The 22,126-nt window shown below is 44.9% G+C and carries 21 protein-coding genes and 1 pseudogene; 7 read left to right on the top strand and 15 right to left on the bottom strand.

The window, feature by feature from the left end; translation table 11 throughout:
- Window positions 1-139 precede the first annotated feature (139 nt).
- From DW121_RS07015 to dnaG, 3 genes are all read left to right on the top strand, one after another.
- Window positions 140-1,207 (top strand): bifunctional 3-deoxy-7-phosphoheptulonate synthase/chorismate mutase type II, encoded by a 1,068-nt coding sequence (locus DW121_RS07015; protein WP_118323379.1) that lies wholly within the window; start codon window positions 140-142, stop codon window positions 1,205-1,207.
- A 189-nt stretch (window positions 1,208-1,396) separates the two neighbouring features.
- On the top strand, window positions 1,397-2,170 hold the full coding sequence (locus DW121_RS07020) for a prephenate dehydrogenase (protein ID WP_117712103.1): 774 nt from the start codon (window positions 1,397-1,399) through the stop codon (window positions 2,168-2,170).
- An 81-nt stretch (window positions 2,171-2,251) separates the two neighbouring features.
- Window positions 2,252-4,342 (top strand): DNA primase, encoded by a 2,091-nt coding sequence (gene dnaG / locus DW121_RS07025; protein ID WP_118323380.1) that lies wholly within the window; start codon window positions 2,252-2,254, stop codon window positions 4,340-4,342.
- 2 nt (window positions 4,343-4,344) lie between these two features.
- Here dnaG and folE read toward each other — a convergent pair whose 3' ends face one another.
- The 13 genes from folE to DW121_RS07090 form a co-directional block, all read right to left on the bottom strand.
- Window positions 4,345-4,932 (bottom strand): GTP cyclohydrolase I FolE, encoded by a 588-nt coding sequence (gene folE / locus DW121_RS07030; protein WP_004288383.1) that lies wholly within the window; start codon window positions 4,930-4,932, stop codon window positions 4,345-4,347.
- Between the two features lie 37 nt (window positions 4,933-4,969).
- On the bottom strand, window positions 4,970-5,428 hold the full coding sequence (locus DW121_RS07035) for an SPOR domain-containing protein (protein ID WP_117712106.1): 459 nt from the start codon (window positions 5,426-5,428) through the stop codon (window positions 4,970-4,972).
- Window positions 5,429-5,542: 114 nt separating this feature from the next.
- Window positions 5,543-6,298, bottom strand: coding sequence for a triose-phosphate isomerase (gene tpiA / locus DW121_RS15825; RefSeq protein WP_117712108.1), 756 nt, complete (start codon window positions 6,296-6,298; stop codon window positions 5,543-5,545).
- A gap of 39 nt (window positions 6,299-6,337) precedes the next feature.
- On the bottom strand, window positions 6,338-7,630 hold the full coding sequence (locus tag DW121_RS15830; RefSeq protein WP_118323381.1) for a BT_3928 family protein: 1,293 nt from the start codon (window positions 7,628-7,630) through the stop codon (window positions 6,338-6,340).
- Window positions 7,620-8,162 carry a DUF1599 domain-containing protein gene (locus DW121_RS07050; protein WP_117712111.1) on the bottom strand — a complete coding sequence of 181 codons (543 nt, stop codon included), beginning with the start codon at window positions 8,160-8,162 and terminating at the stop codon, window positions 7,620-7,622. Before DW121_RS07050 ends, DW121_RS15830 begins: the two co-directional genes overlap by 11 nt.
- 122 nt (window positions 8,163-8,284) lie before the next feature.
- Window positions 8,285-9,154, bottom strand: coding sequence for a M23 family metallopeptidase (locus DW121_RS07055; RefSeq protein ID WP_117712113.1), 870 nt, complete (start codon window positions 9,152-9,154; stop codon window positions 8,285-8,287).
- A 269-nt stretch (window positions 9,155-9,423) separates the two neighbouring features.
- On the bottom strand, window positions 9,424-11,520 hold the full coding sequence (gene recG / locus DW121_RS07060; protein ID WP_118323382.1) for an ATP-dependent DNA helicase RecG: 2,097 nt from the start codon (window positions 11,518-11,520) through the stop codon (window positions 9,424-9,426).
- A complete protein-coding gene (locus DW121_RS07065) occupies window positions 11,508-12,182 on the bottom strand; it encodes a 2-C-methyl-D-erythritol 4-phosphate cytidylyltransferase (protein WP_118323383.1) in 675 nt (224 codons plus the stop codon). Before DW121_RS07065 ends, recG begins: the two co-directional genes overlap by 13 nt.
- Window positions 12,183-12,202: 20 nt before the next feature.
- Window positions 12,203-12,748, bottom strand: coding sequence for a DJ-1 family glyoxalase III (locus DW121_RS07070; protein ID WP_117712117.1), 546 nt, complete (start codon window positions 12,746-12,748; stop codon window positions 12,203-12,205).
- Window positions 12,749-12,762: 14 nt separating this feature from the next.
- A complete protein-coding gene (locus DW121_RS07075; protein ID WP_117712118.1) occupies window positions 12,763-13,575 on the bottom strand; it encodes a cell envelope integrity protein TolA in 813 nt (270 codons plus the stop codon).
- 88 nt (window positions 13,576-13,663) lie between these two features.
- Complete coding sequence (locus DW121_RS07080; protein ID WP_117712120.1) at window positions 13,664-14,038, bottom strand: ExbD/TolR family protein; 375 nt, start codon at window positions 14,036-14,038, stop codon at window positions 13,664-13,666.
- 70 nt (window positions 14,039-14,108) lie between these two features.
- A complete protein-coding gene (locus DW121_RS07085) occupies window positions 14,109-14,825 on the bottom strand; it encodes a MotA/TolQ/ExbB proton channel family protein (RefSeq protein WP_117712122.1) in 717 nt (238 codons plus the stop codon).
- Window positions 14,825-15,538, bottom strand: coding sequence for a pyridoxine 5'-phosphate synthase (locus tag DW121_RS07090; protein ID WP_117712123.1), 714 nt, complete (start codon window positions 15,536-15,538; stop codon window positions 14,825-14,827). The genes DW121_RS07085 and DW121_RS07090 overlap by 1 nt, the downstream gene beginning before the upstream one ends.
- Window positions 15,539-15,641: 103 nt before the next feature.
- On the opposite strand from DW121_RS07090, the gene DW121_RS07095 reads away from it, so the two are divergent.
- Window positions 15,642-16,511: an NAD kinase gene (locus DW121_RS07095; protein WP_118323384.1), complete on the top strand. Its 870-nt coding sequence runs from the start codon at window positions 15,642-15,644 to the stop codon at window positions 16,509-16,511.
- 83 nt (window positions 16,512-16,594) lie between these two features.
- Here DW121_RS07095 and DW121_RS07100 read toward each other — a convergent pair.
- A pseudogene (locus DW121_RS07100) lies at window positions 16,595-17,124 on the bottom strand (S41 family peptidase); the annotation flags it as partial.
- A 237-nt stretch (window positions 17,125-17,361) separates the two neighbouring features.
- On the bottom strand, window positions 17,362-18,303 hold the full coding sequence (mdh, locus tag DW121_RS07105; protein WP_118323385.1) for a malate dehydrogenase: 942 nt from the start codon (window positions 18,301-18,303) through the stop codon (window positions 17,362-17,364).
- A gap of 202 nt (window positions 18,304-18,505) precedes the next feature.
- Here mdh and DW121_RS07110 point away from each other — a divergent pair, with 202 nt between their 5' ends.
- From DW121_RS07110 to DW121_RS07120, 3 genes are all read left to right on the top strand, one after another.
- Complete coding sequence (locus DW121_RS07110) at window positions 18,506-19,384, top strand: hypothetical protein (protein WP_117712157.1); 879 nt, start codon at window positions 18,506-18,508, stop codon at window positions 19,382-19,384.
- A gap of 189 nt (window positions 19,385-19,573) precedes the next feature.
- Window positions 19,574-21,061 (top strand): TolC family protein, encoded by a 1,488-nt coding sequence (locus DW121_RS07115; RefSeq protein ID WP_118323386.1) that lies wholly within the window; start codon window positions 19,574-19,576, stop codon window positions 21,059-21,061.
- 39 nt (window positions 21,062-21,100) lie between these two features.
- Window positions 21,101-22,087 (top strand): HlyD family secretion protein, encoded by a 987-nt coding sequence (locus tag DW121_RS07120; protein WP_118323387.1) that lies wholly within the window; start codon window positions 21,101-21,103, stop codon window positions 22,085-22,087.
- The last annotated feature ends 39 nt before the right edge of the window (window positions 22,088-22,126 follow it).

A 22,126-nucleotide genomic window follows, 5' to 3' on the forward strand; every position in this document is an offset into this window, starting at 1 on the left:
AAACTCCGGCAAAGATTTACTAAAACGTCCGTCCTGTTTTAGTAAATTCAGCAACCGGGCTCAGGAAGGGTTCTTCACAAGAACAAGAGAGACTGAGAAATATTTATACAGAAAGAATATAATTAAACAGATTAAGAATATGGAACTTGAATTAGAATCTATTTTATTGCCGGGTATCGAAGAGAAACGTCCTTTGGTCATTGCCGGTCCGTGTAGTGCAGAGACAGAAGAACAAGTTATGGACACAGCCAAGCAATTGTCTGCAAAAGGTATGAAGATATTCCGCGCAGGCATCTGGAAACCCCGTACCAAACCGGGCGGTTTCGAGGGTATCGGCGTAGAAGGGCTGTCTTGGCTCAAAGAGGTGAAAAAGGAAACGGGTATGTATGTCTCTACCGAAGTAGCCACCGCCAAGCACGTGTACGAATGTCTGAAAGCCGGAATAGATATACTCTGGATTGGCGCCCGCACTACTGCCAACCCTTTTGCCGTACAGGAAATAGCCGATGCCCTGAAGGGTGTGGACATTCCGGTATTGATAAAGAACCCCGTGAACCCTGATTTGGAACTATGGATTGGCGCTTTGGAGCGTATCAACAATGCAGGCCTGAAACGTCTTGGAGCCATTCACCGCGGTTTCAGCAGCTACGACAAGAAGCTCTACCGCAACCTGCCGCAATGGCACATCCCTATCGAACTGCGCCGCCGCATCCCCAACCTGCCCATCCTCTGCGACCCGAGCCATATCGGCGGAAAACGTGAACTGGTCGCTCCGCTTTGCCAGCAGGCTATGGACTTAGGCTTCAACGGTTTGATTATCGAAAGCCACTGCAACCCGGATTGCGCATGGAGCGACGCCGCCCAACAGGTTACGCCGGATGTACTGGACTACATCCTTAACCTTCTCGTCATACGCAAGGATACGCAAAGCACCGAAAACCTCAGCGAATTGCGCAAGCAGATTGACGAGTGCGACAACAACCTCATTCAGGAATTAGCCAAAAGAATGCGTGTGGCGCGCGAAATCGGTACATACAAAAAGGAGCATGACATGACGATTCTGCAAACGGGACGCTACAATGAAATTCTTGAGAAACGCGGTTCGCAAGGCGCACTCTGCGGAATGGATTCGGAATTTATCAAGAAAGTGTTTGAAGCGATACACGAGGAAAGTGTACGCCAGCAAATGGAAATTATAAATAAGTGATAAAGTGACCATATAAGTAAATGTGCATAATTAGTTTATACTATCTGTCATTCAGAGCGTAGCGAAGAATCTACTCTCTTGATGTATAACACAGAAAAGAGATTCTTCGCTTCGCTCTGAATGACAGATGCACTTGAGATAAATTAAATTTCAACACTTATTTAACATTATCACTATAACATCAAGCATATGCGAATATTAATACTCGGAGCCGGGAAGATGGGCTCTTTCTTTACGGATATTTTAAGTTTTCAACACGAGACGGCCGTGTTCGACGTCAACCCGCATCAACTGCGTTTTGTCTACAACACCTACCGTTTCACTACGCTGGAAGAAATCAAGGAGTTTGAGCCGGAGCTGGTTATCAATGCCGCTACGGTGAAATATACACTGGATGCTTTCCGGCAAGTGTTGCCTGTACTGCCCAAAGACTGTATCATCAGCGACATCGCTTCGGTAAAGACAGGACTGAAAAAATTCTATGAAGAAAGCGGTTTCCGCTACGTGTCAACGCATCCCATGTTCGGACCGACGTTTGCCAGCCTGAGCAATCTGAATACGGAAAATGCCATTATCATCAGCGAAGGCGACCACATGGGAAAAATCTTCTTTAAAGACCTATACCAGACCATGAAGCTCAATATCTTTGAGTACACCTTCGACGAACATGATGAAACAGTGGCCTATTCTTTGTCCATTCCTTTCGTTTCAACGTTCGTTTTTGCAGCGGTCATGAAGCATCAGGAGGCTCCGGGAACTACGTTCAAGAAGCATATGGCGATTGCCAAAGGTCTGTTGAGCGAGGACGATTACTTGCTTCAGGAGATTCTGTTCAACCCCCGCACACCCGGACAAGTGGAGAATATCCGCTTGGAACTAAAGCAACTGTTGGAAATTATCACCAATAAGGATGCGGAAGGAATGAAGAAGTATCTGACGAAAATCAGGGAAAAGATTAAATGATGATTTAACTCCCCTTTTCCCGCCCCTGCAAAAAAAAAGTTTTGCAGGGGCTGATTTTATATGTAACTTTGTACTCGAATCATGATAGACCAACCCACCATAGACAGGATTCTGGATGCAGCACAAATATACGATGTTGTATCGGACTTCGTCACGCTGCGGAAACGCGGAGTGAACTATGTAGGTCTATGTCCGTTTCACGATGACAAGACACCGTCATTCTACGTCTCTCCCGCCAAAGGATTGTGCAAATGCTTTGCCTGCGGCAAAGGGGGCAATGCCGTGCATTTCATCATGGAACATGAACAGATGTCTTATCCCGAGGCTCTGAAATACCTCGCCAAAAAGTATGGCATCGAAATCAAGGAACGGGAACTGTCCAACGAAGAAAAGCTCGCTCAGAGCGAACGCGAAAGTCTCTTCATCGTCAACCAGTTTGCCCGCGACTATTTCCAGAATATCCTGCGCAACCATGTGGACGGGCGCAGCATCGGCATGGCTTACTTCCGCAACCGCGGATTCCGTGACGACATCATCGAGAAATTCCAACTGGGCTACTGCACCGAGAGCCACGATGCCATGGCACAGGAGGCCTTGAAAAAAGGATATAAGGCAGAATTCCTCCTCAAAACCGGACTCTGCTATGAAACGGACGACCACAGACTGCGCGACCGTTTTTGGGGACGTGTCATCTTTCCCGTACATACGTTGTCGGGCAAGGTGGTGGCATTCGGTGGCCGTGTGCTTGCCAGCGCCACCAAAGGAGTGAAAGTAAAGTACGTCAATTCGCCCGAATCGGAAATTTACCATAAGAGTAACGAACTGTATGGTATCTACTTTGCCAAACAGGCGATTGTAAAGCAAGACCGGTGCTTTCTGGTAGAAGGCTATACGGATGTTATCTCCATGCACCAATCCGGCATAGAGAATGTAGTGGCTTCTTCGGGCACTGCCCTGACACCGGGACAAATCCGCCTGATTCACCGCTTCACCAACAATATGACTGTGCTTTACGACGGTGATGCAGCCGGCATCAAGGCTTCTATCCGAGGCATCGATATGCTGCTGGAAGAGGGCATGAACATCAAGGTGTGCCTTCTGCCCGACGGGGACGACCCGGACTCTTTTGCCCGCAAACATAATTCGACCGAATTCCGGCAATTCATACAAGAGCACGAAACGGACTTTATCCGCTTCAAGACCAATTTGTTACTGGAGGACGCGGGTAAAGACCCTATCAAGCGCGCCGAATTAATCGGTAATCTCGTACAAAGTATCTCGGTCATTCCCGAAGCGATTGTACGCGATGTCTATATCAAAGAGTGCGCCCAACTACTGCGCGTAGAGGATAAGCTGTTGGTTTCGGAAGTTGCCAAACGGCGTGAAATGCATGCCGAAAAGCGTGCCGAACAAACGGAACGCGAACGCAGATCCGCAGCAAGGAACAATACGGAAAACTCCGCCGCACAAGTGCCCTACACCGGAGGAGATGTGCCTCCCGCAACTGCCGACGGCACTTCATTGCCGCCTGATATGGCTGCGGAATATGCCAACTCCCCTATTCCACCGGAAGATAATTATGTTTCTTTCATCCCTCAGGAGGGAAAAGAAGGACAGGAATTCTATAAATACGAACGGTTGATTCTTCAGATGATTGTGCGCTACGGCGAAAAAGTAATGTGTAATGCAACCAATGAAGAGAGGCAGGAAGTGCCTGTAAGTGTGATTGAATACGTCATTAACGACTTGAAGCAAGACGAACTGTCATTCCACAACCCGCTACACCGCCAAATATTGACCGAAGCCGCCGCACATATACATGATGCAGGATTTACAGCCGAACGTTATTTTCTGGCACACCCGGAAACAACCATCAGCAAACTGAGCGTGGAGCTTATCAGCAACCGCTACCAGTTAAGCAAGTATCACTCAAAAAGCCATAAGATAGTAACTGACGAAGAACGTCTTTATGAGTTGGTTCCGGCACTGATGATTAACTTTAAATATGCCATTGTCAGCGAAGAGTTAAAGCACATGATGTCTGCCCTTCAAGATCCTGCCGTAGCCAATGACGAGGAGAAATGCAACGCCATCATGAAGCGTTACAGCGAAATGCGTGAAGTGCAAAGTATCATGGCAAAACGTTTGGGAGACCGGGTGGTACTACCCTGACATTAAGAATTGTGACGGATAAGATTCATAAATTCCTCACGCGTCTTAGCCTGATTGAAAGCACCCGTAAAGTCGGAAGTAGTGGTTATTGAATTCTGTTTTTCCACACCGCGCATCTGCATACACATATGTTTAGCCTCTACCACAACCATTACGCCCAAAGGATTCAGCGTTTCCTGAATGCACTCCTTTATTTGCAGCGTCATACGCTCCTGCACTTGCAGGCGGTGAGAGAAAATATCTACCACGCGGGCAATCTTGCTTAGACCTGTGATGTAACCGTTGGGAATATAAGCCACGTGCGCCTTGCCGTAGAAAGGCAACATATGGTGCTCACAGAGAGAGAAGAAATCAATGTCTTTCACAATCACCATTTGATTATAGTCTTCCTTGAACTTGGCGGAGCGGAGTACTTCGTGCGGGTCCATAGAGTAGCCTTTAGTCAGTGTCAGCATAGCTTTCGCCACCCGTTCCGGCGTCTTCAGCAGCCCTTCACGTTCAGGGTCTTCACCCAGCAAAGTCAATATACGATGATAATGTTCTTTCAGTTCGTCCAATGAAGGAGATACGATTTCTTCTTTTCCTAACATGAGAAGATGGAATAAATGATGAATTATGAGTTATAAATTACAGAGGAATGTTTATCTGATCTTTCACAATAGACACTTCCTTAAAAACGCCCGTTGCACGCAATTGGCGCATCATGGCATCGGCTTCCTCGATACTGCGGAAGTCGCCTGCACGGCACAGCCAGCGGGGCGGGTTGAAAGATGTATAAACGGGGAGGTCGGGAAAACGCTCTTTTATATTGGAAGCCACCGAATAGGCTTCATTCTTGGCCTGACGGGTGTTATTACCGGCGTATACCTGTACGCGGTAGCCCGAACTCTTAATCACTTTTTGCTCGTCCGAACCGGTAGGAATGTATTCAGAACCTATCAAAGCCCCGATACGGGCATCCTGATGGATAGATACCTTACCCTGCCCCGGCACATTACGTTCCAGACTCTTTACGATGTTATTCTGCGCTACAGATGCAACGGCAAAAGCAAAACATACAATTAAAAGCAAACCAAGTTTTTTCATAAAAGGGTGTTTTTATATAGTTGAAAAGCCAAGCTTTAAACATAAAGAGTCGGAAGTCGAGGTATGTGTCAGAAATCTCATCCTGTCATATCCTCGGCTTCCAACTCTCCGCTATTAATTAAAAGCGTCGATGATACCCTTGAAGTCAGCAACCTTCAAAGCGGCGCCACCAATCAAACCACCGTCTACGTCAGGATTTGCAAACAGTTCCTTTGCATTGGAAGGCTTGCAGCTACCACCGTAAAGGATAGAGCAGTTCTCTGCGATTTCCTTACCATACTTTCCTTCAACTGTTGAACGGATAAAAGCGTGGATTTCCTGTGCCTGTGCCGGAGTAGCAGTCTTGCCTGTACCAATAGCCCAAACCGGTTCATAAGCCAGGATAATCTTAGAGAAATCTTCTGCAGACAAAGAGAATACAGATGCCAACTGAGCGGCAACCACTTCATTCTGTTTGTTAGCTTCGCGTTCTTCCAACACTTCACCGATACAGAAGATCGGAGTCAGCCCGTTAGCCAAAGCTAATTTTACTTTTTCTTCCAAGATTTCCACTGTTTCACCGTAATAAGCACGACGTTCCGAGTGACCGAGGATTACATACTTAGCGCCGGTAGAAGCAACCATAGCGGCCGATACCTCACCGGTATATGCACCGGATTCTTTGTCTGCACAGTTTTCTGCACCTACACCAATCTTAGCGGCATCTACCAACGGAGTAACAGATGCAAGGTGAATAAACGGAGTACAGATGATTACATCACAATTAGGCTTTTCGTTAGCCAACGCTTCATTCAGTTCTTTTGCAAGAGCAATACCCTCTTGAAGGGTTTTGTTCATTTTCCAGTTTCCTGCAACAATGTTCTTTCTCATTTTGTTTTAATTATTAAAAGGGTTAATATATTTACTATCTTATTGCCGCTCCTTACTTTTTCTTTCCCTTCGCTTGATTACCAGAATATCAATGCCGATAACCAGCGTCAAAGGTACGATAAACCACAGTAATACGTAGCCAATGGTATGCAAATTGTTTTCCTGTTTTTGTTGCCCCAACTCCAAATTATCCAAACTATCGTTCAGCACATATTCATCGGGAAGCTGGTTATCACTCCATTTATTCAGGATTGTTCCACCTTTTATCAGCAACAAGCCGGGATTGGAACGGATAATTGTCTTCAGGGTAATATCATCCATTTGACAGAACGGATATTCCGCACCGGTTCTTTCGCGCCACACCTCGATTTCTTCATCCGGTGAAGAAGTCAGTGCATAAAAACCATAACCGTGCTCCACACTGTAATCGTAGATTTCATTGATAAGGTCGATATTGCTATCATCCGCTTCCTCTATCCGGTGGGCCACCAATAAAAAAGCATATCCTTTATCTGACAACACACTCTCTGTTATATCCTCACCCGTATCCGGACTTATCATGGAGAAGTCGTGAATGGACGGTTCATAACCTTTTTCTTTCAAGACAGTACGTGTTTCAACAAAGGTCCATGTGCTGTCAGGATAATTATCCAATGTAAATTCCTGTTGCTTGCCGTCTTTTTCCAACACAAAGCGGCTCTCGAACACACTCGGTTTCGCACCTTCGGGAATCTCCATACCCGCCTTTATATTCGTTCCAATCTTATAAGGGCGGAAGTCCAATACCGGCAAATATTCCAGACAATAAAAAGAGAGCGCAAAGACAAATAAAAGTGTATATAGAGATACCATCCACTCTATTTTCAGCGTAACAAAGCGGAACATGAGTTTCCGATCCCTGAATACCGCTATCGCCGCAACCAACAACACTATGTTCTTTCCGAATGTCTGCCAGTTAGTCAATACCCAAGCATCTCCAAAGCATCCGCAGTCGGACACGGGATTTGCTAAAGCAAGATACAATGTCAACGGAGTCATTACACTCATTAGAAGGAGCGCCAATGTCGATGCAATCTTCCGGCGTACACCGAAAAAGAGGAAAACTCCTACACAAAACTCCGCAGATGAAAGAATTATGGCAAAAAACAACGGCAGGTATGTAGGGAACCATGAAATCATACCGAATGCCGTCAGATAATCCTGAATCTTATAAAAAGAGCCGAGCGGATCGACAGCTTTCACAAATCCGGAGAAGATAAACAAGGCTGCCAGCAAAAAGCGGCAGGCATTCACCCAGACGAGTTTTATGATATGTTTTCTCTCAGTCTCCAAACTCTATCTTAATCAAACCAAATACGGAATAATTAATCATGTCCATATAGTTGGCATCGACACCTTCCGAAACCAGTGTCTGACCGGACAAGCTTTCAATTTGCTTTGTACGATATATCTTCATCAATATCAAGTCTGTATACGAACTGATACGCATACTGCGCCAGGCCTCATCATAATCATGGTTCTTGGCAAGCATCAGTTCCAACGATTCTTTCGCATATTTATCATACAGAGCCATTGCCTCTTCGTTCGTTAAGTCCGCAGATTCAGCATAGCCCAACTCCAACTGTATCAAACCAATAATACCATAATTTACAATAGCTATGAACTCTGAACGAATACCCTCATCCACCAAAGTCACACCTTTAGTCTCAATGCTCCGAATACGATTAGCTTTAATGAATATTTGATCGGTTACGGAAGCCGGACGAAGAATACGCCATGCCGGACCGTAATCATGAAGTTTTTTAGAGAACAAATCACGACAGATAGCAATGACATGCTCAAATTGTTGCTTGGTATCTTTCATATCCTTACAAATAGGCTGCAAAGTTAGGAATAATTAAAGAAAAAAGAAAAGAGGGCACTCTAAATTATATTAAAGTGCCCTCCTCCTATAGAGATTGTTTACGTTTAGAGAGTATTTTCGTTTTATGAGCAACGCAATACCTGTCCCGGACGGAGAATCGTTCTCCGGGTTATACGGTTCAGCTTGCAAAGTTTGTCGATGCTTGTGCCCTGACGGGAAGCAATCTTGGATAAGGTATCGCCTTTCTTCACTTTATAGAAGATACCTTCACCCGATGCCATACTGCGAGCCGTACCGGAAGTACCTTTGGTCTTACGGAAAGTATAAGAATCGGCAACAATATCTTGCTTTTCAAAATCGAACATCAATGCGGGATTGATGGGAATTCCCAAGAAACGGGTTTCAAAATGCAGATGAGAACCGGTAGAACGTCCGGTATTACCACCCAATGCAATAGGTTCTCCGGCTTTTACCAGTTGGTTTATATCAACCAATTGTTTGGATAAGTGACCGTAGACAGTCTCCAGACCGTTATCATGACGAATAACGACATATTTGCCATATCCGCGGCGACCCTGATTCTTAACGATACGTACTTTACCGTCAAATGCGGCGCGGATTGTATCGCCTACATATACTTTAATATCCAAACCGTAATGGGCCCTTCTTCTGCGAGGACGATAACCGAAGACGTCAGTAATACGAGTATGTTCGGTAGGCATACAGAAGCCTTTCAAATCAAAGGTGTAACTTTCCGGCACAATAGCATTGCCATAAGCCTGCACAAATTCATTATTCCAACTCGGATACAAATCCAGCCCCGGATACAAAGACTGTTCCGCACGAATCTGTTTCTGCAGAGCCAATGAATCTACGCTTTTAAGTTTTCTGTCAATGGGAGCTTGACGGGCAATCAAATCCTGCGAGAAAGAGTTCAGGCTGACCATTGCCGTTGCTGCTAATAAAGCCGTTCTAATCCAATTAAAATTCATTCCGTTTCGTCATTCATTTCGATATCCGTAGAGCATATCTGGTGAATCAACCACACCTATTCTTACGCGAATATCCAGATTATTTTCAAAAATTCTCCCAAAGGTAACATTTCTCTCCGAAAAGGCGCCTGTATCGTTAACTATTTTTTTGAAGCAAGTTGAATAAAAACGCAGTACAACAATAGATAACAAGCTAATAACGAACAATTTACAGTGCAAATATGTTTAACAACATAAATCTGCAAAGAAAGCGTATGTTTAACCGTTTTTCAGCTTATGGCCGCCCAATTAACGTTTGTCTTCCGCAAAGCCTTCAGTTGTCGCCACAGTATCTCATTTTCAGGAAGAGAACCATTCGGATCTTTATCAACAATGGCTTGGACCACTTCACGAACATATTGCAAAAGCTGTCCGTCGCGGGCTATATCCGCTATTTTCAAGTCAAAAGCAATTCCGCTTTGCTGGGTTCCCTCCAAATCACCCGGTCCACGCAGCTTCAAATCGGCTTCGGCTATCTCAAAACCGTCATTCGTGCGCACCATAATCTCCAGACGTTTCCGGGTATCTTCCGCCAATTTATAACCGGTAACCAAAATACAATAAGACTGGTCGGCACCGCGCCCTACACGACCGCGAAGCTGATGAAGCTGAGAAAGTCCGAAACGTTCGGCATTTTCTATTATCATCACTGAGGCATTAGGCACATTCACACCTACTTCAATCACTGTGGTAGCAACCATTATCTGCGCTTCACCGGAAACAAATAACTGCATCTGCGCATCCTTTTCGGCAGATTTCATTTTGCCATGTACTTTGCAAACCTTACAATCCGGAAACTCTTCACAGATATGCAGATAACCTTCTTCCAAGTTCTTGAGGTCAATCTTCTCACTCTCCTTGATTAAGGGATAGACGATATAGACCTGACGCCCTTCATCAATCTGTTTGCGCACGGAACGATACAGGCTTACACGATGGCTATCGAACTGATGAATAGTAGCAATCGGTTTTCTTCCCGGAGGTAGTTCATCAATGACCGATACATCCAAATCGCCATAAAGCGTCATTGCCAGTGTTCGCGGTATGGGAGTCGCGGTCATTACCAGTATATGGGGCGGCTGTACGCTTTTTGTCCACAGCCGGGCACGCTGAGCGACGCCAAAGCGGTGCTGCTCGTCGATGACGACCAGACCCAATGATGCAAAGTTCACGGTGTCTTCAATGACGGCGTGCGTACCGATAAGTATCCGCACATCTCCTGTCAGCAATCCGGAAAGAATGGCTTCCCTTCGTTTGCCTTTGATGGAACCGGTCAACAGTTCAACCCGCACATCCATTCCGTACAGTAATTCGCGAATCGTTTCGTAATGTTGGTTTGCCAAGATTTCGGTAGGAGCCATCATACATGCCTGATAACCGTTATCAAGCGCAATCAGCATACTCATCAGCGCAACCAATGTCTTCCCGCTACCCACGTCTCCTTGCAAAAGGCGGTTCATCTGCCTGCCCGAACCCAAATCCCGCCGTATCTCTTTCAACACACGTTTCTGGGCATTGGTCAGTTCAAAAGGGAGATTACGGGAGTAAAAAACATTGAACGTCTCGCCTACTTTCTCAAAAACATAGCCGCGGTACTTGCGTTGCCTGTCTTTGGCATAACGCAGTATATTCAGTTGGACATAAAACAGTTCCTCGAATTTCAGGCGATATTCCGCTTTTCGCAACACATCCGGACTTACCGGAAAATGGATATTCATCAAGGCATCCGTCAACGGCATCAGATGATGTTCTGCCAACAGGGCGGGAGAAAGCGTTTCCGGCAGAGGCTCATTCAACAGCTGGACGAGGCTCTTCATCATCTTTTCTATGGCATGCGAGTTGAGAGAACTTCGCTTCATTTTCTCCGTCGTATTGTAATAGGGCTGCAACCCCATAGCCGACAGTTTCAGTTCGGAAGCCGAATCAATATCCGGATGGGCTATGTTTATCCTGCCATTAAAGACGGAAGGCTTGCCGAATACGATATACTCCTGATGCACCTTATACTTCCCTATCAGATATTTGATGCCTTGAAACCAAATCAAATCAACTACTCCCGTACCATCCGAAAAGTGGGCTATCAGCCTCCGCTGCCGCCCTTCACCAACTGTTTCAAAGCCCAAGATTTCCCCTTTCAACTGTATATAAGGCATCGTACCGTCTATTTCCTGAATGTAATAGATACGACTACGGTCTACATATTTATAAGGGAAGTAATATAGCAAATCATGGAAGGAAAAGATGCTCAGTTCCTTATTAAGCACCGAAGCACGTTGCGGCCCGACGCCCGACAAATATTTTATGTCACGCGTAGTTAAATCGAACATGAATCCAAAAGGGCAGTAGCTATTTTTAAATCAAAAGGAGTGGTTATTTTAATATTCTCCCGATTGCCATCTGTCAGATAAACAGACTTTCCTAATGCTTCAACAACTGAAGCATCGTCTGTGAAGTGCGAAGTATAAGGTTGTTCATAAGCCTGTTTCAGTAAACCAGAATCAAACACTTGCGGAGTCTGTACCAGTTTGTATTCGTCACGACTCACCGTTTCGCTTCCTTCTCCAACTAAATGGCGCACCGTCTCCACCACATCTATCACAGGAATTACCGCCTGTTTCCCGGCAGCCAAGGAGTAACAACGGGCTATGACCTCCTGAGCGACAAACGGACGGACACCATCGTGCACTCCTACCAAACCCGGCGTCGTGACAAATGCCAATCCGTTCTTCACCGAATGGAAACGCGTCTCTCCACCGTCTGCAATATGATGAGGGATTGAAAAATGATGTTTCCGGCATAACTCATTCCAGTAAGACTGCTGGCTGCACGGAAGCACCAATATTATCCGTATCTCAGGATTGTAAGTATAAAAGGCTTCTATGGTACGCATTAATACAGGTTTCCCTCCTATCGGAAGAAATTGTTTGGGAAGTTCACATCCCATACGTAAACCTTTACCGCCGGCTACAATCAGAGCATACTGGACCATTTTGAATTTTGAGTTATGAATCAGACAATCATCGCTTCTTTCAATTCTGCAACTTTATCTTTACCTTGCAACAATTCCACTACAGCCAAAGCAAACTCCATTGCAGCGCCGGGACCTTTTCCTGTGATAATATTACCATCTCTTTCCACCATAGCCCCAGTACAATCCGCACCTTCCAGATATTGCTCAAAACCCGGATAGCAAGTAGCTTTCTTGCCTTTCAACAGTCCTAACTTGCCAAGTACCATAGGAGCGGCACAAATTGCGGCAGTCGGTTTGTTTTCTTCAGCAAAGCGTAAAATCAATCTGCGCAGGTCGTCACATTTTTCCAATGTAGCCGCGCCCGGCATACCGCCCGGAAGTAATATTAAATCAGCATCGAAGAAATCACAGTTCACGATATTCTTATCACAAAGCACCGGTACACCATGAGCGCCTGTTACAATCTCATCAGGAGTTACTGTAATCATTTCAACATTCAATCCTGCACGTCTCATCACATCAACAGAGGTAAAAGCTTCTATTTCTTCAAAACCGTCTGCAAAAAACACATAAACTGTACCCATAATAGTTTCTCCTCTTATTTTAAATTAAAATAATACGTTATTGTTCCCGTTTGGTTATTCAAGCCGCTTACAGTATTGAACCGAGCTTTCTTAGCCGCATCCTCGGCCGCTTTCCGCAAAGCCGGGTTCACCGTATTTGTCTGGCGGTTGATGCTGGTCGAGATTACCCGCCCCGCCGGATTCACCGTAATGGTAACCACGACTTTTCCTTCATCCTGCACATTATACACAGGACGCGGCAAGCCGCCTTCACCTATAGAACGTCCGCCAAGATTAAAAGTTCCATATCCGCCTGTTCCGGTAGTCGCCCCTGTCGAAGAGTTTCCCGTAGGGCTCCCTTGCATACCGGTTCCTTCCGTAGAGCCTTTGCTACCCATTTGCGCACCTTTACCAAAAGCTCCCGCCACACGCTTACGGGCTGCTTCTTCGGCAGCTTTCCGTTCACGTTCCGCTCTTTCTGCAGCAAGTTTACGAGCTTCTTCGGCTTTTTCGGCCGCAGTTTTTTCGGGCTTCTTAACTTCTTTCTTTTTTTCTTCCGTCTTAGGTTTCATGGCAACGGTTTCTTCATTTTCCTGTGTCAGCATCTCTTGCTCCACTTCTTCGGGCACTTCCGGAGCCACCTCTTCCGGCATAGTCTCCACTTCTACCAAAGAAGGATCGGCAGCACCCCAAGCATCGGGCACCTCTCCCATCATCACAGGCACACCACCCTCTTCCGACTGTTCAGGCAACGTAAATCCGACCAGTATCAAAAGGGCAATGACAACAACGTGCACTAACAGTGCCCCTGCCAAACCTATATATTTTCCTTTCTTCTTCTGATTCACCGTCTTTATTAATGAAGAATGAAGAACTTAGAATGTAGAATTATCTTATAACAGTATCAAATTCTTCATTCTTAGTTCTCAACTTAAATTACTTGCTTTCAGGCGGGCGTGTAGCCAGCACCATTTTGAAGTGATTCTCATTAGCGATATTCAGCACTTTCACTATCTCCCGGTAAGGAACGGACTCATCGGCATACAACGCCACATACATTTCCGGTTCTTTGTCCGCACACGATTGCAAGAAAGGTGTCAATTTATCTAAGGTCAACGCCTGTTCCTTGTCGTTGCCGAAAGCAGCGTAATAATTCAAATCCTTATCAATGATAACCCTTGTCAGCGGCTTGGCAGATGTTTGCTGTTTCCCCTGCGGAAGCAATACCTTGATTGCATTCGGTGATACTACCGTAGAAGTAATCATAAAGAAAATCAACAGCAGGAATATAACATCTGTCATGGATGCCATACTGAAATTGGGTGATATTTTTGCTCTACGTTGTAACACGCTTTACTATTTATGATTTGTAACTTATATTTTATTTGGCGGGCTCGTTCAGCAAGTCCATGAAAGCCATAGTTTTAGCTTCCATCTTATTTACAACGCCATCCACCAATGTCACCAGATAATTATAGGCAAACATAGCTATAATACCTACAATCAAACCGCCTACCGTGGTAATCATGGCCTCATATATGCCACCGGAAAGCAGAGTTATATCAATATTATTACCTGCATTCGCCATTTCAAAAAAAGCACGTACCATACCGGTCACCGTACCCAAGAAACCAATCATCGGCGCACCGCCGGAAATGGTAGCCATGATGGTCAGGCCTTTTTCCAACTTTGCCACTTCGATATTACCTACATTCTCTATAGCGGCCTGCACATCATTCACCGGACGCCCCAAGCGACTGATTCCCTTCTCTATCATACGGGCCGAAGGCGTATTGACACTGCGGCAATAAGCAATGGCAGCTTTAATCTCACCACCCAGAATATAATCCTTAATCTTATCCATAAACATAGGGTCTTCCTTACCCGCCTTACGGATGACGTAATTACGTTCAAACAAGATATAGAAGCAGACCACGGAAAGCACTCCGAGAACTACCATAATCCAACCGCCCTTGACAGCCATGCTCCACAGGTTCATTTCATCGGGAACGGCAACGGGAGTAAGTACCGGATTAGAACCGGCAATAGAATCGGCCAACGCCGGAGCCACCTGGGCTAATAATAACATAAGATTCATCAGCGGAGACAATTTTTATATTCCTGAATGGTGCGTTCCAGTCCCAGATACAAAGCATCGCTAATCAGCGCATGACCGATGGAGACTTCATCCAGCCAGGGTATGTTTTTATAGAAATAATTCAGATTCTCCAAACTCAAGTCGTGACCGGCATTCAATCCCAATCCCAGGCTGCGCACTATTTTGGCAGCTTCTACAAAAGGAGCTACCGCAGCTTCCTGCCCTTTAGGGAATGCCGTAGCATAAGGTTCGGTATAAAGTTCCACACGGTCTGCGCCAGCTTTGGCGGCGTACTCTATCATCTCTGCATCGGTAGATACAAATACAGATGTACGGATACCTGCGGCATTGAACACATCCAGTACTTCAGTCAGGAACTCCAGATTGTTTTTCGTATCCCAGCCTGAATTGGAAGTCAACTGCGTAGGACTATCCGGGACCAGCGTCACTTGATGCGGTTTTACTTTCAACACCAAATCTATGAATTCGGGTGCGGGATACCCTTCTATATTAAACTCAGTACGCAACAACGGTCGCAAATCGTAAACGTCACTCTTGCGGATATGTCTTTCATCGGGACGCGGATGTACTGTTATGCCGTCGGCACCGAAATTCTCACAATCCAACGCTACTTTTACAACATTCGGAACATCTCCTCCGCGTGCATTACGCAACGTTGCTACTTTATTGATATTTACACTTAATTTAGTCATAATTCGGCCTATAGTTTGGGACAAAAGTACAAATAATAGCAATATGTTGGCAGTATTCTGAGAAAAAAACTATTTTTGCATCCTACAAAAACAGAAAACAATTATGAAATTTGCCATATTTGGAAATACTTACCAAGCGAAGAAATCATCGCACGCCGAAAACCTTTTTCGCCTGTTGGCTCAACGCAAAGCACAACTCTGTGTCTGCCGCGAGTTCTATAATTTCCTGACTTCCGACCTACATCTCAACATCCCTTCCGCCGAATTGTTCGACGGCAACGACTTCTGCGCCGATATGGTTATCAGCATCGGCGGTGACGGTACTTTTTTAAAAGCTGCCAGCCGCGTTGGTAAGAAGAACATCCCTATTTTAGGCATAAATACGGGACGTCTCGGCTTTTTGGCAGATATATCGCCCGAAGAAATGGAAGAAACCATTGATGAAATATACAATAACCACTATAAAGTGGAGGAACGTAGCGTATTACAACTGAAATGCGATGACAAAAAACTAATGGAGTCACCATACGCCCTTAACGAAATAGCCGTCCTGAAACGCGACAGTTCGTCCATGATAAGTATCCATACAGCAATTAACGGAGCACACCTCACAACCTATCAAGCCGACGGCTTGGTTGTAGCCACTCCTACCGGTTCTACGGCCTATTCGCTGAGTGTTGGCGGTCCGATTATCGTGCCTCACAGCAAGACAATTGCCATAACTCCCGTTGCTCCTCATAGCTTGAATGTACGTCCTATCGTTATTTGTGACGATTGGGAAATTACACTCGATGTGGAAAGCCGCAGCCACAATTTCCTCGTAGCTATCGACGGACGGAGCGAATCGTGTAAAGAAACTACACGGCTCACCATTTCACGTGCGGACTATTCTATAAAGGTGGTGAAACGCTTCAATCATATCTTCTTTGATACACTGCGGAATAAGATGATGTGGGGGGCGGATGTTAGATAAAAAACAAAGTTAATTTCGTCACTATTACGAAGTTAACTTCATTACGACAAGATGTTAACTTATTATCTGCCTCTTAGTTAACTTCATTGAGGATTCGATGTTAACTGACTCAATAGGTGTTCTACCGCAGCTTTCAACTGTACACCGTTTCCGTTTACTACCACTTCCGGTGTATTGTATATCAGAATATCCGGTTGCAAAGTATGATTCTCTAAATAATTGCCTTGTATATCCATACAACCTACTTGAGGAATACCAAATACAATGCTCGGATTAATCTGACTCTCCCACCATACAGCGGTCATTGTTCCGGCAATAGGAGTGCCAACCAATTTACCAATACCTAAAGTCTTGCCAACATACAAAACGGTTTCAACCATTTATTAAACGGAGTACTGCCAATATACTGCCCACGCGGAACGAAGCGCTCGTATTCTCTACCGCTAAGTAATGTAACAACATCATCATGCAGCCATCCGCCACCATTATGACGAACATCCACCACTACCGCTTCCTTATTGCGGTTACGTCCCAACAATTCAGAATATATTTTGCGGAAACTCGGGCTATCCATTCCCTTGATATGAACATAACCGATGTGTCCACCATTGATCGGCACCGTATAAATATCTCCTTTGTAAGTGAAAGCAATCATCGTTCCGTCAGGAGAAATTGCACAATGACGCATCCAAAGCGGGGCATCTTGTGCAAAAGCGAAGCTCGCCATGCAGACAGCGGCAAAAGCTAATAATATTTTTTTATATAATAGGTAATAAAAAAGCCTCACGACTTTTCCTTTTCGGTAAAAGTACGTGAGGCCTTGCTTATACTTTAAAGTTACCCCCCTCAATTAGAGAGCACCTACTTCTTTCAAAGCAGCGTTAGTTTTGTGAACGGCAGCAGCGCTGGCAGCAAATTTAGCCTTTTCGTCAGCGTTCAATTCCAATTCTACAATCTTTTCGATACCGTTCTTGCCAAGGATAACAGGAACACCGATGCAAATATCCGATTCACCGTATTCACCTTCCAAATATACTGAACAAGGAATCATCTTCTTCTGGTTGTGGATGATAGATTCAACTACATAAGCACCTGCCGCACCCGGAGCATACCATGCAGAAGTACCCAGCAGCTTAGTCAGAGTAGCACCGCCTACCATAGTAGAAGCAACTACTTCATCCAATTTTTCCGCGCTCAACAGTGTGCTTACCGGCTGACCTTTGTAAGTAGCCAAACGATCCAAAGGAATCATGGTAGTATCACCGTGACCACCGATAACCATACCTTCTACTTCGTTAGCATTGCAGCCCAAAGCCTGAGACAAGAAATATTTGAAACGAGAGCTGTCCAAAGCACCACCCATACCGATGATACGATTCTTAGGAACTCCCAAAGACTTCAATGCCAAATAAGTCATAGTATCCATCGGGTTAGAAATAACTATGAGGATAGCATTCGGAGAATATTTCAGAATGTTCTGTGCAACCGACTTAACGATGCCTGCATTCACACCAATCAACTCTTCACGAGTCATACCCGGTTTACGAGGGATACCTGAAGTGATAACAACAACATCAGAGTTAGCAGTCTTCTCATAATCGTTGGTACAACCTACAACAGTGGTGTCGAAGCCCAACAGCTGAGCAGTCTGCATCATATCCATTGCTTTACCCTCTGAAACGCCTTCTTTAACATCCAGCATTACCACTTCGTCAGCCACTTCATTAAAGGCTAACACATTAGCGCATGTAGCACCTACGTTACCTGCACCTACTACGGTTACTTTTGACATAATTTCTAATTTTTTTGTTTATAAGTGTTCTATAAAGTTGCCACAAAAGTACAACGACATTCCTAATTAAAGAAATATTTCCGTAATAATTTTAGTTAAATGAAGAATTTGATAGTGGTTAGTGGTCAGTGATTAGTGATAAATGCTTATTTTTGCGGCGGAATAGAACCTAACCAAGTTAAAACTAAGAGTTATAAGAATAATGACCAATAAAAAAAATACGCCCCAGATTGTTATCGGAAGCCTTTTGATAGTATTACTAATAGGTGTAACCATATTGTTGATTTCAGAAAAGCGAACCAACAGCGAATTGGTACAAGAGTTTAATCTGGAAAAAGAGGATTTGGAAAATCAGTACACCGACTTTGCCAAACAATACGATGAGTTGAAGCTTACCGTTTCCAACGACTCTCTTTCCGTACTGTTGGAGCAAGAACAGCTAAAGACACAGCGCCTGTTGGAAGAACTCCGTACTGTAAAAAGCACCAATGCTACCGAAATACGCCGTTTGAAAAAAGAATTGGCGACCTTGCGTAAAGTAATGATCGGTTATATCAACCAAATAGACTCCCTGAGTCGTCTCACCACCCACCAAAAGGAAGTGATAGCCGATGTCACCCGCAAGTACAACGTCGCTTCGCAACAGATAAGCAACCTTTCCGAAGAAAAGAAGAATCTGAATAAGAAGGTGACGCTTGCCGCCCAGCTGGATGCTACGAACATCAATATCCAAGCCACCAACAAGCGAGGCAAAACCGCCAAAAAAGTGAAAGACGTCGTTAAACTGAAAATCAATTTTACAATCGTCAAGAACATAACCGCCGAAACGGGAGAACGTACGCTCTACGTCCGCATTACCAAACCGGATAATGATGTATTAAGCAAAAGCGCTTCCAACACATTTCCTTATGAAAATCGGGAATTGGCATACTCTATCAAAAAATATATAGAGTATAACGGTGAAGAACAGAATATAACGGTTTATTGGGATGTCGAGGAGTTCCTTTATGCAGGAAGTTATCGTGTAGATATATTCTCTGACGGAACACTCATCGGTTCTCAATCATTCAATCTGGATTAAGTAATACTTCTTCAGACAGAAGAACAGCCCGTTTTACGTTTCTTTCCGCCATATTTATCATCTTAAATCAAAAAAGCCTCGATTTATTTTGCAATATCACTGAAACCCTATACATTTGCATCGTTGTTTATGCAATTATTGTTGCTTTATTAAACAACGTTTCCACTGCTATTCTAATGTATAGATATAATGAAAAAGTTCTTCTGTTTCATCTGTTTGACCTGCCTGACGCTTCCAACGGTTGCACAGGGTATTCTGAGTTTGGATAGTTGCCGTGCATTGGCGATTACCAACAACAAAGACTTACTAATCGGTCAGGAAAAAATCAAAGCGGCACATTACCGAAAAAAAGCGGCATTCACAAACTATCTGCCCAACATATCCGCTACCGGCGGGTATATACGCAACCAAAAAGAGTTTTCCCTGCTAAATGATGCACAAAAAGGTGCACTCAGCTCTGCAGGGACGCAAGTAAGCGATGCGTTGCAGAATGGTATTCAGGGGATGATAACCCAGTATCCGCAACTGGCACAAAACCCACAATTTATGGCACTTGTCCAATCATTGGGCAATGTAGATATCGCCACTCCTCTGAATGGATTAGGGCAATCGCTTGTTGATGCGTTCCGTACCGATACACGTAATATGTACGCCGGAGCATTAACATTGACCCAACCGCTATATATGGGAGGTAAGATACGCGCTTACAACAAAATCACCAAATATGCCGAGGAACTGGCACGCCAACAGCACAACAGCGGAATGCAGGAAGTCATTCTAAGCACAGACCAAGCATATTGGCAAGTAGTATCTCTCGCCAATAAGAAAAAGCTGGCAGAAGGTTACCTCGAGCTTTTACAAAAATTGGAGAGCGATGTAGACAAAATGATAGCTGAAGGAGTTGCCACTAAAGCGGACGGGCTATCGGTCAAAGTAAAAGTAAACGAAGCTGAGATGACTCTGACAAAAGTGAATGACGGCTTAAGCCTTTCCAAAATGCTGCTATGCCAGTTATGCGGATTAGATCTTAGCAGCCCTATCATTTTAGCGGATGAAAAGGAAGACGACTTAGTTCCCACTCCTGTAGCCAGCAACAACATTGATTTAAACGATGTGTATGCCACTCGTCCGGAAGTTCGCAGCCTGGAACTTGCCACTCGAATATACAAACAGAAAGTGAACGTCACCCGCTCGGAATTCCTGCCGTCCGTAGCCTTCGTTGGAAACTATATGGCAACCAATCCTTCCGTTTTCAACAGCTTTGAAAACAAATTCAAAGGGATGTGGAATGTAGGTGTTATGGTCAGTGTGCCTATCTGGCATTGGGGAGAAGGCATTTATAAAGTAAAAGCCGCCAAATCCGAAGCACGTATCACCCAATATCAACTGGATGATGCCAAAGAAAAGATAGAGCTGCAAGTCAATCAATCGGTTTTCAAAGTAAACGAAGCAGCCAAAAAGCTCATCATGGCTGAAAAGAATCTGGAAAAGGCGAATGAGAACTTACGCTATGCCACCCTCGGATTCGAAGAAGGAGTTATCCCGGCAAGTAATGTACTGGAAGCACATACCGCTTGGCTATCCGCCCAATCGGAAAAGATAGATGCACAGATTGACGTGAAACTGACAGAAATCTATCTAAAGAAAGCAACAGGGGAACTGAGGATTGAAAATTAAGGTACGGAATTTTTAAATCGACAAATTATAGATCATAAAATGGATACAAAATCACAAAACAGTAATATGCTGCTGGCATTCCTCACTTTAACGGGGGTAATTGCCATCGTAGCTTTGGTCGGTTTCTTCATGCTGCGTAAAGGACCGGAAATCATACAAGGCCAGGCGGAAGTAACGGAGTATCGAGTATCAAGCAAAGTTCCGGGACGTATCCTGGAGTTCCGGGTAAAGGAAGGGCAGAACGTACAAGCCGGAGACACGCTTGCCATTCTTGAGGCTCCGGATGTACAAGCCAAGCTGGAACAGGCACGTGCTGCCGAAACCGCCGCACAAGCCCAAAACGAAAAAGCCCTGAAAGGCGCCCGCCAAGAGCAGATACAGGCGGCTTACGAAATGTGGCAGAAAGCCCAAGCCGGACTTGCCATAGCGGAGAAGTCGTACAAACGCGTAAAGAACCTGCACGACCAAGGAGTGATGTCCGCACAAAAGCTGGATGAAGTAACCGCACAACGTGATGCCGCACAAGCCACCGAGAAAGCCGCCAAAGCCCAATATACCATGGCTAAGAACGGTGCCGAACGCGAAGACAAAGCCGCCGCAGCCGCCTTGGTAGAACGGGCAAAAGGTGCTGTAGCCGAGGTGGAATCGTACATCAAAGAAACTTATCTGATAGCTCGGACAGCCGGAGAAGTCTCCGAGATATTCCCTAAAGTTGGCGAACTGGTAGGTACAGGCGCTCCCATTATGAATATTGCCATCATGGAAGATATGTGGGTTACTTTCAATGTACGCGAGGATTTATTACAAGGGTTAGGCATGGGAACAGAATTCGAAGCCTTCATTCCCGCTCTTGACAAAAACATCCGCCTGAAAGTATACTACATGAAAGACCTCGGTACATATGCCGCCTGGAAAGCTACCAAAACTACCGGGCAATTCGATTTAAAGACATTCGAAGTCAAAGCGTCTCCGCAGGAAAAAGTAGAAAGACTGCGTCCGGGCATGAGTGTGATATTGAAAAAGTGACAAAATGACTGATAGCGGTAAGATGATAAAGTGATGGAG

The organism is Bacteroides sp. AM10-21B (genome assembly GCF_003472565.1).
Lineage (GTDB): Bacteria > Bacteroidota > Bacteroidia > Bacteroidales > Bacteroidaceae > Bacteroides > Bacteroides propionicigenes.